Here is a 15,214-nt window from a genome sequence, read left to right on the forward strand (position 1 = left end):
CGCGATTTCCCGAGGAGAGCCGATGCCCGCAGTAGAGACCGTCCGCGGCCCCGTCGACGTCACCGGCCTGGGGCGCACGTTCATGCACGAGCACGTCTTCGTCCTCAGCACCGAGAACGTCGAGAACTACGGGCTCGGCGACTGGTGGGACGAGGAGGAGAAGGTCGCCGACGCCGTCGCCAAGCTGCGCGAGCTGGTGGACCGCGGCGTCACCACGATCGCCGACCCGACCGTGTGGGGGCTCGGCCGCTACATCCCGCGCATCCAGCGGATCGCCGGGCAGGTCCCCGAGCTCAACATCATCGCCGCGACGGGCATCTACACCTACAACGACGTCCCGTTCCAGTTCCACTACCGCGGCCCCGGCACGCTGCTGGACGAGGGCCCCGACCCGATGATCGCGCTCTTCACCCGCGACCTGACCGAGGGCATCGCCGGGACCGGCGTCAAGGCGGCGTTCCTCAAGTGCGCCGTGGACGCGCCCGGCCTCACCCCCGGCGTCGAGCGGGTCCTGCGGGCCGTCGCCGGGGCGCACCGCGAGACCGGCGCCCCGGTCACCGTCCACACCGAGAGCTCGATCCACGCGGGCCGCGCGGTCGTGGACATCCTCGGCAAGGAGGGCGTCGACCTCGCCAAGGTCGTCATCGGGCACGCGGGCGACAGCAACGACCTCGACTACCTCATGGAGCTGGCCGACACCGGCGCGATCCTCGGCATGGACCGGTTCGGCCTCGACATCATCAACCCGACGGAGAACCGGGTGGCGACGATCGCGTCGCTGTGCGAGCGCGGATACGCCGACCGGATCGTCCTCAGCCACGACGCGAGCTGCTTCATCGACTGGTTCGGCCCCGACCCGGCGACCGTCCCGGCGATGCAGCCGAACTGGAACTTCCGCCACATCACCGACGACGTCCTGCCCGCCCTGCGCGAGGCCGGCGTCGCCGACGCCCAGCTCGACCAGATGCTGGTCGACAACCCCCGGCGGTACTTCACCCGCTGAACTGCTCGATCTCCCTGCCTCCTCCACATCTCGGACTAATCCACTGGAATCGGGAATCATTGGAGGAACCTGCGGGAGGAGGCAGCGAGGTGAGCGACCACCGCGTGCGCCGCGGCGTCCGGGCCGCGATACCGATGCTGCTCGCCGCGCTGCTGGCCCTCCTCGTCCCGGGCTGCCGGGTGATGGAGAGCGGCGGGCCGGAGGACGTCCCGCCGCCGGTCCGGACCACCGAGGCCGAGAAGGCCGAGCCCAGCGGCCGCAAGCCCGGCGTCGTCAACATCGAGACCGAGCAGGAGCTGAACGGCACCCGCGCCGCCGGGACGGGCATCGTGCTGACCCCGAACGGGCTGGTGCTGACCAACAACCACGTGATCAAGGGCGCCACCGCGATCACCGGGACGGACACCGACAACCGCCGCACCTACCCCGCCGAGGTCGTCGGCTACGACCGGGCGGGCGACATCGCGGTGGTCCGGCTGACCGGCGCGGCCCGGCTCAAGACCGCCGCGTTCGCCTCCGCGTCCGGGGTGAACGTCGGCGACGTGGTGACCGCGGTCGGCAACGCGGGCGGCAAGGGCGGCGCGCCCACCGTCGTCACCGGCAGGGTCACCGCGCTGGACCAGGCCGTGACGGCCCGCGACGACAGCAGCGGCACGTCCGAGCGGCTCACCGGGCTGATCGAGACGAACGCGCCGATCAAGCCGGGCGACTCCGGCGGCCCGCTCCTCGACACCGCCGGGAAGGTCATCGGCGTCAACACCGCTGCCTCCGCCGGAACGTCCGCGAAGGGGACGCAGGAGAAGAAGAACCACCGCGGCTACGCGATCCCGTCCGACCGGGCGCTGGAGATCGCCCGGCAGATCCAGCGCGGCGAGGCGTCCTCGACCGTGCACATCGGGCCGACCGCCATGCTCGGCGTCAAGGTCCGCTCCAACGGCCGCTCCCCCGGCGCGCTCGTCGCCGAGGTCGTCCCCGGCTCGCCCGCGGAGGCCGCCCGCATCCCGGCCGGCGCCGCCATCGTGGCCTTCGGCGACGACGCGGTCGACTCGCCGTCCGCGCTGACGACCCTGATGCACTACCGCCACCCGGGCGACACCGTCCGCATCGAATGGACGACCCGCCAGGGCGCCCGCATGAGCACCACCCTCCGCCTCGCGGAGGGCCCTCCCCAGTAGCGTCCGGGCCGCCGCGCGAAAGCACGTTTCCATCGTGCGGATCGGTAAGGGGTCAAACCGCCGATGGCGTGCGAGAGTGGTGGGGGGACGACCGCCCGAGCACGAGGAAGTGGATGCCATGGCCCGCAAGGCGCCCGCCGGAGACTACGACGAATCGGGTCTGGAGGTCACCAAGCCGAAGACGTGGGCGGCGGGCGTCCCCGGGGTCACCGCCGCGCTGCGCAGCTCGTACGAGCAGATGGGCGTCCGGCGGACGGCGCTCACGCTGCTGCGCGTCAACCAGAAGCAGGGGTTCGACTGCCCGGGGTGCGCGTGGCCGGAGGGCGACCACCGGCACGTCGCCGAGTTCTGCGAGAACGGCGCGAAGGCCGTCGCGGAGGAGGCGACGACGCGGCGCGTCACGCGCGAGTTCTTCGCCCGGCACACCGTCGCCGAGCTGGCCGAGCGGTCCGACCACTGGCTCGGGCAGCAGGGGCGCCTCACCGAGCCGATGGTGAAGCGCGCCGGGTCCGCCCACTACGAGCCGATCGGATGGGACGAGGCGTTCGGGCTGCTGGCGTCGGAGCTGAACGCGCTGGACTCCCCCGACGAGGCCGTCTTCTACACCTCCGGCCGGACGAGCAACGAGGCGGCGTTCGCCTACCAGCTGTTCGCGCGCGCGTTCGGCACGAACAACATGCCGGACTGCAGCAACATGTGCCACGAGTCGTCCGGGTCCGCGCTCAGCGAGACGCTCGGCGTCGGCAAGGGCTCGGTGCTGCTGGACGACCTCTACAAGGCCGATCTCATCTTCGTCGTCGGCCAGAACCCCGGGACGAACCACCCGCGGATGCTGTCGGCGCTGGAGAGGGCGAAGAAGGAAGGCGCCCGGATCATCGCGGTGAACCCGCTGCCCGAGGCGGGGCTGATGCGGTTCAAGAACCCGCAGCGCCCGTCCGGGGTGACCGGCCAGGGCACGGTGCTCGCCGACCGGTTCCTGCAGATCAGGCTGAACGGCGACCTGGCGCTGTTCCAGGCCCTCAACCGGATGCTGCTCGAATCGGACGCGCCCGACGCCGTCGACCGCGAGTTCCTCGCCGCGCACACCCACGGCTTCGAGGCGTTCGAGAAGCACGTCCGCGCCCTCGACTGGGGCGACGTCCTGGAGGCGACCGGCCTGACCCGCGGCGAGATCGCCGCCGCGCTCGGCGACGTCCTCACCGCGAAGCGGATCATCGTCTGCTGGGCGATGGGCCTCACCCAGCACCGCAACTCGGTGCCGACGATCCGGGAGATCGTCAACTTCCTGCTGCTGCGCGGCAACATCGGCCGCCCCGGCGCGGGCGTCTGCCCGGTGCGCGGCCACTCCAACGTGCAGGGCGACCGGACGATGGGCATCTGGGAGCGGCCGAAGCCCGCGTTCCTGGACGCCCTGGCCGCCGAGTTCGGCTTCGACCCGCCGCGCGAGCACGGCCTGGACACCGTCGGCGCGATCCGCGCCATGCGGGACGGCAGGGCCAGGCTGTTCCTCGGCATGGGCGGCAACTTCGTCCGCGCCACCCCCGACTCCGCCGTGACCGAGGCCGCCCTGCGGAACTGCCGGCTGACCGCGCAGGTCTCCACCAAGCTGAACCGCTCCCACGCGGTCACCGGCGAGCTGGCGCTGATCCTGCCGACGCTGGGCCGCACCGAGCGCGACGACCAGGAGTCCGGCCCGCAGTTCGTCTCCGTGGAGGACTCGATGGGCATGGTCCACGCCTCCCGCGGCCGCCTCGCCCCCGCGTCGGAGCACCTGCTCTCCGAGGTCTCGATCGTCTGCCGCCTCGCGAAGGCCGCGCTCCCCGCCACGGGCATCGACTGGGACGCGATGGAGCGCGACTACGACGTGATCCGCGACCACGTCTCCCGCGTCGTCCCCGGCTTCGCCGGCTACAACGCCCGCATCCGCGAGCCGGGCGGCTTCACCCTCCCCCACGCCCCCCGCGACGAACGCAGGTTCCCCACCGCCACCGGCAAGGCCAACCTGACGGTGAACGAGCTGGAGGTCCTCCGCGTCCCGCCGGGGCGCCTCCTGCTGCAGACCGTCCGCAGCCACGACCAGTACAACACCACCATCTACGGCCTCGACGACCGCTACCGCGGCGTCAAGGCGGGCCGCCGCGTCGTCTTCGTCAACCCGGCCGACCTCACCGGCCTCGGCATCGCCGACGGCGCGACGGTGGACCTCGTCTCCGAGTGGACCGACGGCATCGAGCGCCGCGCCCCCGGCTTCCGCGTCGTCTCCTACCCCACCGCCCCCGGCTGCGCGGCGGCCTACTTCCCGGAGACCAACGTCCTGGTCCCCCTCGACAGCACCGCCGCGGTGAGCAACACCCCGACCTCCAAGTCCGTGATCATCCGCCTCGAACCGTCCTGACGGGCGGACCCGGCCCGCGCGGGTCGCGGGGCGGGCGCGGGCCGGTTTAGGCTTCGGGCATGAGTGATCTGCCCGAGCGCGCCGGGGGTCCGGGGGCGCCGGAGATGCGGGCCGGTGACGCCGATCGGGAGCGGGTCGCGCAGGTGCTGCGCGAGGCCGCCGGGGACGGGCGGCTGACGCTCGCCGAGCTGGACGAGCGGCTCGACGCGGTGTACGCGGCGAAGACGTACGGGGAGCTGGCGCCGCTGACCCGCGACCTGCCGGCGCCGGGCGCCGCCGCGCCGCCCGCCGCCGGGGCGGACTGGCGGCCCGTGGAGGGCGCGCCGTCCTGGCGCATCGGCATCGGGATCATGAGCGGCTTCCAGCGGGCCGGCGTGTGGAACGTCCCGCGGAAGTTCACCTCGTTCGCGTTCTGGGGCGGCGGCAAGATCGACCTGCGCGAGGCCCGGTTCGAGGAGGGGCAGGTCACGATCCGCGCGCTGGCGATCATGGGCGGGTTCGAGATCATCGTGCCCGAGGACATCACGGTGCACGTCAAGGGCATCGGGATCATGGGCGGCTTCGACCAGCGGGCGAGCGGCCCGGGGGTGCCCGGCTCCCCCACGGTCGTGGTGAAGGGCTTCGCGCTCTGGGGCGGCGTCGGCGTGAAGCGCCGCAGGCGCAAGGCGGACAAGCGCGCGGAGCGGGCGCGCCGCGCGGAGCTGGAGAAGGGCGAGTAGCGCTCAGCCGGCCGCGATGCGGTCGAGCCAGTCGGCGAGCAGCGCCGCCTCCGCCGCGGTCAGCGCGGGCGGCGGGCCGGCGTTCAGCGCGGCGCGCAGCGCGGCCGCACGGGCCGCGGGCGTGCTCTCGTCGGCGTCCTCCTCCGGGATGGTGATCGCGGTCAGCACCGCCTCGCGGGTCCGGACGGACAGCTCGCCGTCGTCCTCGCCGGAGATGAGCGCCAGCGTGACGCCGACCCCGGCGGCGTGGATCATCCGGACGGCGGTCCCGACGGGGACGCGGAGCCGCCCGGCGCGGGCGACCGCCTCCACGAGGCCCGTCAGGATCTGGTCCGCCTCCTCCGCGACGGGCGGGGTGCGGGACGAGCCGTACATCAGCGTGTAGAACGCGGGGTGCGTGCGGCCGAACTCGACGTGCAGGTCCCAGCCCTGGCGCAGGTCGTCGACGGGGTCGCCGGTGCTGGGCTGGGCCCGCTTGCTCCGCAGGTACCGCTCGAACCCGTGCGCGGCGACGGCGTCGAACAGGCCGCGCTTGTCGCCGAAGTAGTGGTAGAGGGTCGGCGCGCCGACCCCGGCGGCCGCGCACACGGCGCGCGTCGAGACCGGCTCGCCGTCCGCCTCGGCGATCAGCTTGGCGGCCGCGCGGACGATCCGGTCCCGCGTGTCGGGGTCCTTCTGAGCAGTCACAACATCAATGTTACAGAAATTTGGCGAGCATCGCTATGCAGAAGCGTGTAGCGCCACTATAGTCATTGCTATACCAACGCTATGGCGGCCGGTCGCGGCCGCCGGAGACACGAGAGGGGATGCGCTCATGCGCAGCGCCGTACTGCCCGCCGCGGGCCAGCCGCTGGAGATCGTCGACCGCGCCGTGCCGGAGCCGGGCCCGGGCGAGGTCCTGGTGAAGGTCACCGCGTGCGGGATGTGCTACTCCGAGGTCAACCACCTGCGCGGCAACTACCCGTTCGGGAGGTACCCGACCGTCCCCGGGCACGAGATCAGCGGCGTCGTCGCCGCGCTCGGCGAGGGCGTCGACTGGCCCGCGGTCGGCACCCCCGTCGGCACCGGGTGGATCCACGGCTCCTGCGGCCACTGCGACTACTGCGCGCGCGGCGACCAGATCCTGTGCACCGGGGCGCCCAAGCAGATCACGGGCGTCAGCACCGACGGCGGCTACGCCGAGTACTTCGTGGGCCGCGCCGGGTTCGTCACCCCGCTGCCGGACGGCCTGGACCCGGTGGCCGGCGCGCCGCTGATGTGCGCCGGGATCACCGCCTTCAACGGGCTCCGGCACGCCGGCGCCCGCGCCGGGTCGCGGGTCGCGGTGCTCGGCACCGGCGGCGTCGGCACGATGGCGCTCCGGTTCGCCGCCGCGATGGGCGCCCGCGTCGCCGTGGTGTCCCGGTCCCGCCGCGCCGAGAAGGAGGCGCTGGCCGCCGGCGCCGAGGAGTTCGTCGCGACCGCCGAGCAGGACCCGGCCGAGGCCCTGAAGGCGTGGGGCGGCGCGGACGTGGTGGTCAACACCGCGCCCGACACCGCGACCGGCCTCGCCGCGTTCGGCGGCCTGCGCCCCGACGGCACCCTGCTCTACCTCGGCATGGGCGCCGAGAACGTGAGCGTGCCGCCCGCCGCCCTCGTGATGAACCGGATCCGGGTGATGGGCGTCCCGTCCGGGTCGCCGCACGACCTGCGCGACACCCTCGACTTCGCGGTGGCGCACGGGATCGTCCCCGAGGTCACCCCGGTCACGCTGGACGAGGCGCCGCGCGTGCTCGCCGCGATGGACGAGGGCGTGCACCGCGGCCGCGCGGTCATCGCCTTCGCGTGAACCGCGCGTCCGCTACGGCCGCCGGCCGCGCCACGGGCGGGCCCGCTCGAAGGCCGCGCAGGCGGTCATGACCAGGGCGTCCGCATGCCGGGCGCCGACCACCTGCAGGCCGATGGGCAGGCCCCCCGCGGTGAACCCGCACGGCAGGCTCGCGGCCGGCTGCTGGGTCATGTTGAACGGGTAGGTGAACGGGGTCCAGCTCGTCCAGCGCGGGGACGGCGAGCCCTCCGGCGCCTCCCGGCCCGCCTCGAACGCCGCGATCGGCATCGTCGGGGTCAGCAGCAGGTCGTACCGCTCGTGGAAGAGGCCCATGCGGCGCCCCAGCTCCATGCGGCGGGCCGTGGCGGTGAGGTAGTCGGCGGCCGAGTACCGCGCGCCCTGCTCGCAGATCTCCCGCAGGCCCGGGTCGAGCCGGGCCCGGGCCTCGGGGGGCAGGTGCTCGACGACCTTGGCGGCGCCCGCGAACCACAGGACCTCGAACTCCTCGACGGGGTCGCCGCCGAGCCCCGGATCGGCCTGCTCGACCTTCGCGCCCAGCTCGGTGAAGGACTCGGCCGCGGCCGCGACCGACGCCGCGATCTCCGGATCGACCTCCGCGAACCCGAGGTCCGGGCTGAACGCGACGCGCAGGCCGGTGAGGTCGTCCGGCCCGCCGCCGGCGAAGGGGACGTCCGGCGGCGGCAGCGCCGACCAGTCGCGGCCGTCGGCGCCGCACACCGCGTCCAGCAGCAGCGCGGCGTCGGCCACCGTGTTCGTCATCGGGCCGGTGTGCGCGAGCGTCCCGAACGGGCTCGCCGGGTAGTGCGGGACGCGCCCGTACGTCGGCTTGATGGTGAAGATGCCGGTGAACGCGGCGGGGATGCGGACCGAGCCGCCGCCGTCGGTGCCGAGCGCGAGCGGCGCCATGCCCGCCGCGACGGCCGCCGCGGCGCCGCCGCTCGACCCGCCCGGCGTGCGGGAGGTGTCCCACGGGTTGCGGGTGACGCCGGTGAGCGGGCCGTCGGTGACGCCCTTCCAGGCGAACTCCGGCGTGGTCGTCTTGCCGACGAACACCGCGCCCTGCTCGCGGAGCCGCGCCACGGCCGGGGAGTCCTCGTCCCAGGGGCCGGCGGGGTCGATGGTCGTGGAGCCGCGCAGGGTGGGCCAGCCGCGGGTGAGCAGGACGTCCTTGATGGACACGGGCACGCCGTCCAGGGGCCCGAGCACCGCGCCGCGCGCCCGGCGGTCGGCCGCCGCCCGCGCCATGTCGAGCGTCGTCTCCTCGTCGACCAGGCAGAACGCGTTGAGCTCCGGGTCGTCCCGCCTGATGCGCGCGAGGACGGCCTCGGCGGCCTCGACCGGGGACAGCGTCCCCGCCTCGTACTCCGCCAGCAGTTCGGTCGCGGTCAGGTCGGCCGCGTCGGTCATGGCTCCCCCCTCTGGTTCGATCCGACATAGCCGAGCCGCTTGTCGACGATGTTGCGCAGCGGGCGGCCGGACGTGTAGCGGCCGAGGTTGTCGGTGAACAGCCGGACCAGCTCGTCCCGCCAGCCGACCACGTCGCCGGACATGTGCGGGGAGACGACGACGTTCGGCATCTCCCAGAGGGGGGAGGACGGCGGCAGCGGCTCGTCCTCGAAGACGTCCAGCGCGGCGCCCGCGATCCGGCCGTCGCGCAGCGCCTTGACGAGGTCGGGTTCGGCGACCAGCGCGCCGCGGCCCACGTTGATCAGCCGCGCGGACGGGCGCATCCGGTCCAGCGCGGCGGCGTCGATCATCCCGCGCGTCCGCGGGGTGAGCGGCGCGGCGAGCACGACGTAGTCGGCCTCGGCGAGCGCCTCGTCCAGCCGCTCCATCGGCAGGACGGTCCCGAGGTCCGGATCGGCGCGCCGGGCGGTGCGGCCGGCGCCGGTGACGGCGAGCCCGGCGGCGGTCAGCCGGCGGCCGATGGCGCGGCCGATCGGCCCGGTGCCGACGACCAGCGCGCGGGCGCCGGTGACGCGCTCGGTCTCGCGGTGCCGCCAGCGCCGCTCCGCCTGCAGCCGCAGGGTGGCGGGAAGGTCCTTGGCGAAGGCCAGCACGAGCCCGAGGACGTACTCGGCGATCGGCTCGTCGAACACCCCTCGCGAATTGGTGACGATCGTGTCGCCTTCGACCAGGGCGGGGAACAGCAGCCGGTCGACTCCGGCGCTCGCGATGTGCACCCAGCCCGGGGCGTCCCCGGACGGCCACGCGCCGGCGAGCGCGTCCGACAGGAAGTCCCACACGAAGACGGCGTCCGCTCCCGGAAGCGCCCCGGCCAGCTCCGTTTCGCGCACGTAGCGGATACGGGCGAGCCCCTCCGCCTCCGCCATTCCGCGCGGGTGGTCGTCCCCCACGAGAACCACCACGTCAGGCGGCCCACCGGCGGCGTGCTGAACAGGCTCCATCGGCGTCACTTCCGGGGTGTGCGGAGTTTACGTGAAGGCAACTCGGGGAGGCATTGACACGCTAGGAAGCGTTCGTAGGATTGTCAACAATCAGCGCGGTGCACCGCGGCCCCGGTTCACCGCACTGACACGTGCTGCAAGACCGTCGCAACCGTTGCCCATGCACAGGCCAGGACGGATCCCAGAGCGCTCTAAAGGAAGAGTCCTTCGGGTGGCGACGCTCTCGCCCACCCCTGTTCACGGGGAGGTCCAGCATGCCCAAGCTCATGACCATCACACTGGAGCGTCGCGGCGTCTCATGCGTCGCGGAGCTGCTGGAGAAGGACGCGCCGCGGACGTGCGAGGCGGTCTGGCGCGCCCTGCCTCTGGGCGGTGACGCGTACCACGCCAAGTACGCGCGCAACGAGGTCTACACGATGGTCGAGCGGTTCTCCGAGGAAGAGGTCGGCCTGGAGAACCCGACAGTCACCCCCATCCCGGGCGACGTCGTCTACTTCTCCTTCTCGGGCGGGATGCTCGACCGCAAGTTCAAGGAGGAGAAGAACATCCACGCGCTGCCCGGCGTCATCGACCTCGCCATCTTCTACGGCCGCAACAACCTGCTCTTGAACGCGGACGTCGGGTGGGTGCCGGGCAACGTGTACGCCACGATCGTGGACGGGCTCGACCGGATGGCCGAGGCGTGCAACGACGTGTGGCGGTCCGGGGGCGTCGGTGAGCGCCTCGTCTACACCCGCGCCGAGTCCTAGAGCGGTGGCCTCGCAGATGGCATTCGACCCCACGCTGGTCGTCGGCCCCGAGCTGCTGGCCCAGCACGGTATCGGGGTGGTCGCGCCGTTCGACTTCGCCCTGGACCGCGAGCTGTGGCGGTGGACGCCCGACGACGTGTCGCTGTTCATGACCCGGCTCCCGTACGTCCCGGTCCCGGTCACCGTGGAGATGGCGTCCGCGCTGTCCGACCAGTCGATCGTCCGGCAGGCGACCCGGGACGTCCTCGCGCCCGAGCCGCTCGTGGTCGCCTACGCCTGCGCGTCCGGCAGCTTCATCCGCGGCAAGGCGGGCGAGCTGGAGCTGCACCAGTCGATGACGTCGGTCGGCGCGCCGGTGTCGACGACGACGTCCGGCGCGCTGGTGGAGTCGCTGCGGCTGCTCGACGTGTCGCGCATCGCCGTCGTCACGCCGTACATAGACGCGGTCACCGACCGGCTCGTGTCGTTCCTCGGCGAGTACGGGATCGAGGTCGTGTCGTCGGTCGGGATGGGGCTGCTCAGCCACATCTGGAAGGTCGGCTACGGCGAGATCGTGTCGGCGGTGTCGACGGTCGACCGCCCCGAGGCCGAGGCCGTCTTCATCAGCTGCACGAACGTGCCGACCTACGACATCATCGCGCCGCTGGAGCAGATGATCCAGAAGCCGGTGCTGACCGCCAATCAGGTCACGATGTGCTCGGCGCTGCGCGCGATGGGCCGCACGGCGGCCGGTCCCGGGCAGTCGCTGGCGCAGCTGGCCCCGACCACGGCGGCCTGACCGCCATGATCCGCGAAGGTAGGATTGTCGACAACATGCGGCAGAGCACGGTGCGCGCCGGGTTCCTGTACCCGGGCTACAGCGCCGAGGACGACTACCCCGCCATGGAACGCGCCCTCCGGCGTTCGGGGCCGGGCGAGGTGAGCCTGCCGGTCGTGCACACGCTCATGCGCGAGGACGCGCACCGCGTCGACGCGCTGCTGGACATCGGCGGCGCCGACGTCCTCGGCGAGGGCGCCCGCGCGCTGCGCGGCATGGGCGTGGGCGCCGCGGTGTGGGCGTGCACCAGCGGCAGCTTCGTGTTCGGCTGGGACGGCGCGGCGCAGCAGGTCGCGGGCGTGCGGGAGGCGGCGGGGGTGCCGGCGTCCAGCACGTCGTTCGCGTTCGTGCACGCCGCGCAGGCGCTTGGCGTGCGGAGGGTCGCGGTCGCCGCGACCTACCCGTCCGACGTCGCCGAGCGGTTCGTCGCGTTCCTCGGGCACGCCGGCATCGAGGTGGTCGCGCTGTCCTGCCGGGGCATCGTGACCGCCGCCGAGGTCGGCACGCTCGGCCGCGAGGAGGTGCTCGCCTTCGTCGCGGCCAACGACCATCCGGACGCCGAGGCGGTGCTGGTGCCCGACACCGCGCTGCACACCGTGTCCTGGCTCGACGAGCTGGAGGCGCGGACCGGCAAGCCGGTGCTGACCGCCAACCAGGTGAGCGTGTGGGAGGGGCTGCGGCTCGCGTCCGGTCCCGGCGGGCTCCCGCCGCGCACCGGGCTGGGCCGGCTGTTCGCCGTGCCCGCCGCCGTCTCCGCCGTCCCCGCCGGCAGCGCCGCCGGGCCGGGACGACATACCTGGCAGCTATGACGAAAGGGGCCCGCGGCATGGGCCGATTGGGTGAGCTGGAACCTGTCCCCCGCAAGTCGACCGTCGAGATCGTCTCGGACGAGCTGCGCTCGGCGATCATGTACGGGTCGCTGGAGCCCGGCGCGCAGCTCGGCGAGGCCGACCTCGCGGGCCGCCTCGGCATCAGCCGCGGCCCGCTGCGCGAGGCGATGCAGCGGCTCGTCCAGGAGGGGCTGCTGGTCAGCGAGCCGCATCGGGGGCTGTTCGTGATCACCCTGGACGAGGGGGACGTCGAGGACGTCTACCGCGCCCGGCTGGCGATCGAGCGGGAGGCGTGCAAGCTGATCATGGAGCGGAACCGCGGTGAGGCGGTGGCCCGCCTCACCGAGGCCCTCGAAGCGCTCGTGGAGGCGGCGAAGCAGCGCGACCGGGTCGCGATGAGCGACGCCGACCAGGCGTTCCACGAGGTGCTGGTCAGCTCGTCCGGCAGCCCCCGGCTGGAGCGGATGGCGCACACGCTGCTCGTCGAGACCCGCATGTGCCTGAACGCGCTGCAGGACACCTACCCCGAGCCGTCCGACCTCGTCGAGGAGCACCGCCGGCTCGTCGACGCGATCGGCGACGGGGAGGAGGAGCGGCTGCTCGCGCTCATCGAGGAGCACATGACCGACTCCATCCGCCGGCTCAGCACCTCCCGTCCGTAGCGGAGGGGCGCCCCCTGGACATCCGCTCCCGGGGGCACCTACATTGCAGATTGTCGACAATCTACCGGAGGGGACGCGCATGGCTCGGCTCTCACCCCTGCTCAAGCAGGCGACTCCCGTCCTGGCCGAACGCGGCGAGGGCGTGTACCTCTACGACACCGACGGCCGCCGGCACCTGGACTTCACCGCGGGCATCGGCGTCACGAACACCGGCCACTGCCACCCGCGCGTGGTGGAGGCCGCGCGCAAGCAGGTCGGCACGCTCATCCACGGGCAGTACACGACGGTCATGCACGAGCCGCTGCTGCGGCTGGTCGACGCGCTCGGCGAGGTCCTGCCCGACGGCCTGGACTCGCTGTTCTTCCTCAACAGCGGCAGCGAGGCCGTCGAGGCGTCCGTCCGGCTGGCCCGGCACGCCACCGGGCGGCAGAACATCGTCGTCTTCCACGGCTCCTTCCACGGCCGGACGATGGGCGCCGCCGCGCTCACCACGGCCGGCACCAAGTTCCGCGCGGGCATCGGCCCGCTGATGCCGGGCGCCGCGATCGCGCCGTTCCCGCAGGCGTACCGGTACGGGTGGTCGGAGGAGGAGGCGACCCGCTTCGCGCTGCGCGAGCTGGACTACCTGCTCGTCACCGCGAGCCCGGCCTCCGACACCGCGGCGTTCATCGTCGAGCCCGTGCTCGGCGAGGGCGGCTACATCCCGGCGCCGCCCGCGTTCCTGGAGGGGCTGCGGGAGCGCGCCGACCGGCACGGCATCCTGCTGATCATGGACGAGGTGCAGACCGGCTACGGCCGCACCGGCCGGTTCTGGGGCCACGAGCACTCGGCCGCGCGGCCCGACGTCCTCATCACCGCCAAGGGGCTGGCCAGCGGCTTCCCGCTGTCGGCGATCGCGGCGCCCACCGCGCTCATGGAGAAGGCGTGGCCGGGCTCCCAGGGCGGCACCTACGGCGGCAACGCGGTGGCGTGCGCGGCCGCGCTCGCCACCCTCCAGGTCATCGCCGACGAGGACCTCGTCGGCAACGCCGCCCGGCAGGGCGCGCGGCTGAGCGACGGGCTCCGCAAGGTCGCCGCCGACCACCCGGAGATCGGCGACGTGCGCGGCCTCGGCCTGATGCAGGCGAGCGAGTTCACCACGGCCGGCGGGGAACCCGACGCGGCCACCGCGCAGCGGGCGCACCGGGCGGCCGCCGAGCGCGGCCTGCTCCTGCTGACCTGCGGCGCGCACGGCAACGTCGTCCGGATGATCCCGCCGCTGATCGTCACCGAGCGGCAGATCGACGACGCCCTCGGCCTGTGGGCCGCGGCCGTCGGCGACGCGCTCGCCTGAACCGGGGGAGGTGAGGGGCGGCCGGGACCGCGCCGCCCCTCATCCCCGCCCGCCGGCCGCCTCCTGTTAGATTCCGAACCCCGTTCTGACATCGAGGAGGCTGCGTTGGGCCCCTGGCACACCCCGGAGCGCGCGGAGCTGCGCCGGCTCGTCCGCGACTTCACCGCGCGGGAGATCGTCCCGCACCTCGCCGCGTGGGAGGACGCCGGCGAGCTCCCCCGCGCGCTGCACGCCAGGGCCGCCGAGGCGGGGCTGCTCGGCGCCGGGTTCCCGGAGAAGGCCGGCGGGTCCGGCGGCGAGCTGTTCGACGCGCTGATCGTCGCCGAGGAGATCATCCAGGCGGGCGGGTCCGGCGGCGTCGTCGCCTCGCTGTTCACGCACGGGATCGCGCTGCCGCACATCATCGCGTCCGGCGACGACGCCCTGATCGACCGGTTCGCCCGGCCGACGCTGGCCGGCGAGACGATCGGCGCGCTCGGCGTGACCGAGCCCGGCACGGGGTCGGACGTGGCGGGCATCCGCACCACCGCAGTCCGCAATGGGGACCACTACGTCGTCAACGGCGCCAAGCTGTTCATCACCTCCGGCGTCCGCGCAGACTTCGTCACCACGGCGGTCCGGACGGGCGGACCGGGCGTCGACGGCATCTCCCTCCTCGTCATCGAGAAGGGCACGCCCGGCTTCACGGTGTCGGGGCCGCTGCGCAAGATGGGGTGGCTCTGCTCGGACACGGCGGAGCTGTCGTTCAGCGACGTCCGCGTGCCGGCCGCGAACCTGGTCGGCGCGGAGAACAGCGGGTTCCTGCAGATCGTGCAGAACTTCGTGACCGAGCGGCTGTCCCTCGCCGTGCAGGCGTACGCGACGGCGCAGCGCTGCCTCGACCTCACGCTCGGCTGGGTCCGGGAGCGGGACACCTTCGGCCGGCCGCTCGCGTCCCGGCAGCTCGTCCGGCACAAGATCGCCGAGATGGCCCGGCAGACGGACGTGGCCCGCACCTACGTCCGCGCGGTCGCCGAGCGCCACGCCGCGGGCGAGGACGTGCTCGCCGAGACCGCCTACGCCAAGAACACCGCCGTCCTCGCCTGCGAGCACGTCGTGCACGAGGCCGTCCAGCTGCACGGCGGGATGGGCTACATGCGGGAGTCGGAGGTCGAGCGGCACTACCGCGACGCCCGCATCCTCGGGATCGGCGGCGGCACCAGCGAGATCATGAACGAGATCGCGGCCAAGCGGCTCGGCCTCTAGGAACGCGGGACGGCGCCCGGCGGCGAAAGGGCGGGACCGCCGGGCGCCGC

At 73.5% G+C, this 15,214-nt stretch carries 14 protein-coding genes; 11 read left to right on the plus strand and 3 right to left on the minus strand.

The genetic code is table 11. The features are described from left to right. Positions 1-22: 22 nt before the first annotated feature. The 4 genes from ABTW95_RS26730 (at position 23) to ABTW95_RS26745 (ending at position 5,292) form a co-directional block, all read left to right on the plus strand. Positions 23-1,003, plus strand: a complete 981-nt coding sequence (locus tag ABTW95_RS26730) for a phosphotriesterase family protein (RefSeq protein WP_500227725.1) — start codon at positions 23-25, stop codon at positions 1,001-1,003. Between the two features lie 89 nt (positions 1,004-1,092). After that, positions 1,093-2,178: a S1C family serine protease gene (locus ABTW95_RS26735; RefSeq protein ID WP_396448803.1), complete on the plus strand. Its 1,086-nt coding sequence runs from the start codon at positions 1,093-1,095 to the stop codon at positions 2,176-2,178. A gap of 118 nt (positions 2,179-2,296) precedes the next feature. Further along, a complete protein-coding gene (locus ABTW95_RS26740) occupies positions 2,297-4,573 on the plus strand; it encodes an FdhF/YdeP family oxidoreductase (RefSeq protein WP_500227726.1) in 2,277 nt (758 codons plus the stop codon). A gap of 59 nt (positions 4,574-4,632) precedes the next feature. Next, the gene (locus ABTW95_RS26745) at positions 4,633-5,292 is read left to right on the plus strand and encodes a DUF1707 SHOCT-like domain-containing protein (protein WP_500227727.1); all 660 of its coding nucleotides are present in this window, start codon (positions 4,633-4,635) and stop codon (positions 5,290-5,292) included. 3 nt (positions 5,293-5,295) lie between these two features. Here the strand turns inward: ABTW95_RS26745 and ABTW95_RS26750 are convergent, their stop codons facing one another. After that, a complete protein-coding gene (locus ABTW95_RS26750) occupies positions 5,296-5,979 on the minus strand; it encodes a TetR/AcrR family transcriptional regulator (RefSeq protein ID WP_500227728.1) in 684 nt (227 codons plus the stop codon). 127 nt (positions 5,980-6,106) lie between these two features. Here ABTW95_RS26750 and ABTW95_RS26755 point away from each other — a divergent pair, with 127 nt between their 5' ends. Then, a complete protein-coding gene (locus ABTW95_RS26755; RefSeq protein ID WP_500227729.1) occupies positions 6,107-7,120 on the plus strand; it encodes an alcohol dehydrogenase catalytic domain-containing protein in 1,014 nt (337 codons plus the stop codon). A gap of 12 nt (positions 7,121-7,132) precedes the next feature. Here the strand turns inward: ABTW95_RS26755 and ABTW95_RS26760 are convergent, their stop codons facing one another. Together ABTW95_RS26760 and ABTW95_RS26765 are read right to left on the minus strand one after the other, a co-directional pair. After that, positions 7,133-8,527: an amidase gene (locus tag ABTW95_RS26760; RefSeq protein WP_396451585.1), complete on the minus strand. Its 1,395-nt coding sequence runs from the start codon at positions 8,525-8,527 to the stop codon at positions 7,133-7,135. Beyond that, positions 8,524-9,528 carry a D-2-hydroxyacid dehydrogenase gene (locus tag ABTW95_RS26765; protein WP_396454896.1) on the minus strand — a complete coding sequence of 335 codons (1,005 nt, stop codon included), beginning with the start codon at positions 9,526-9,528 and terminating at the stop codon, positions 8,524-8,526. The genes ABTW95_RS26760 and ABTW95_RS26765 overlap by 4 nt, the downstream gene beginning before the upstream one ends. A 266-nt stretch (positions 9,529-9,794) precedes the next feature. On the opposite strand from ABTW95_RS26765, the gene ABTW95_RS26770 reads away from it, so the two are divergent. The 6 genes from ABTW95_RS26770 to ABTW95_RS26795 all read left to right on the plus strand — a co-directional run bounded on the left by ABTW95_RS26770 (position 9,795) and on the right by ABTW95_RS26795 (position 15,164). Beyond that, positions 9,795-10,277: a DUF3830 family protein gene (locus ABTW95_RS26770; RefSeq protein ID WP_396451600.1), complete on the plus strand. Its 483-nt coding sequence runs from the start codon at positions 9,795-9,797 to the stop codon at positions 10,275-10,277. A 16-nt stretch (positions 10,278-10,293) separates the two neighbouring features. Beyond that, positions 10,294-11,055, plus strand: coding sequence for a maleate cis-trans isomerase family protein (locus tag ABTW95_RS26775; RefSeq protein WP_396451581.1), 762 nt, complete (start codon positions 10,294-10,296; stop codon positions 11,053-11,055). A 35-nt stretch (positions 11,056-11,090) separates the two neighbouring features. After that, positions 11,091-11,903, plus strand: coding sequence for a maleate cis-trans isomerase family protein (locus tag ABTW95_RS26780; RefSeq protein WP_500227730.1), 813 nt, complete (start codon positions 11,091-11,093; stop codon positions 11,901-11,903). 17 nt (positions 11,904-11,920) lie between these two features. Beyond that, positions 11,921-12,586 (plus strand): GntR family transcriptional regulator, encoded by a 666-nt coding sequence (locus ABTW95_RS26785; protein WP_396451578.1) that lies wholly within the window; start codon positions 11,921-11,923, stop codon positions 12,584-12,586. 79 nt (positions 12,587-12,665) lie between these two features. After that, positions 12,666-13,919, plus strand: coding sequence for an aspartate aminotransferase family protein (locus tag ABTW95_RS26790; protein ID WP_396451577.1), 1,254 nt, complete (start codon positions 12,666-12,668; stop codon positions 13,917-13,919). A gap of 105 nt (positions 13,920-14,024) precedes the next feature. Next, on the plus strand, positions 14,025-15,164 hold the full coding sequence (locus ABTW95_RS26795; protein WP_500227731.1) for an acyl-CoA dehydrogenase family protein: 1,140 nt from the start codon (positions 14,025-14,027) through the stop codon (positions 15,162-15,164). Positions 15,165-15,214 lie beyond the last annotated feature (50 nt).

The organism is Spirillospora sp. NPDC127506, assembly GCF_040302145.1.
Lineage (GTDB): Bacteria > Actinomycetota > Actinomycetes > Streptosporangiales > Streptosporangiaceae > Spirillospora.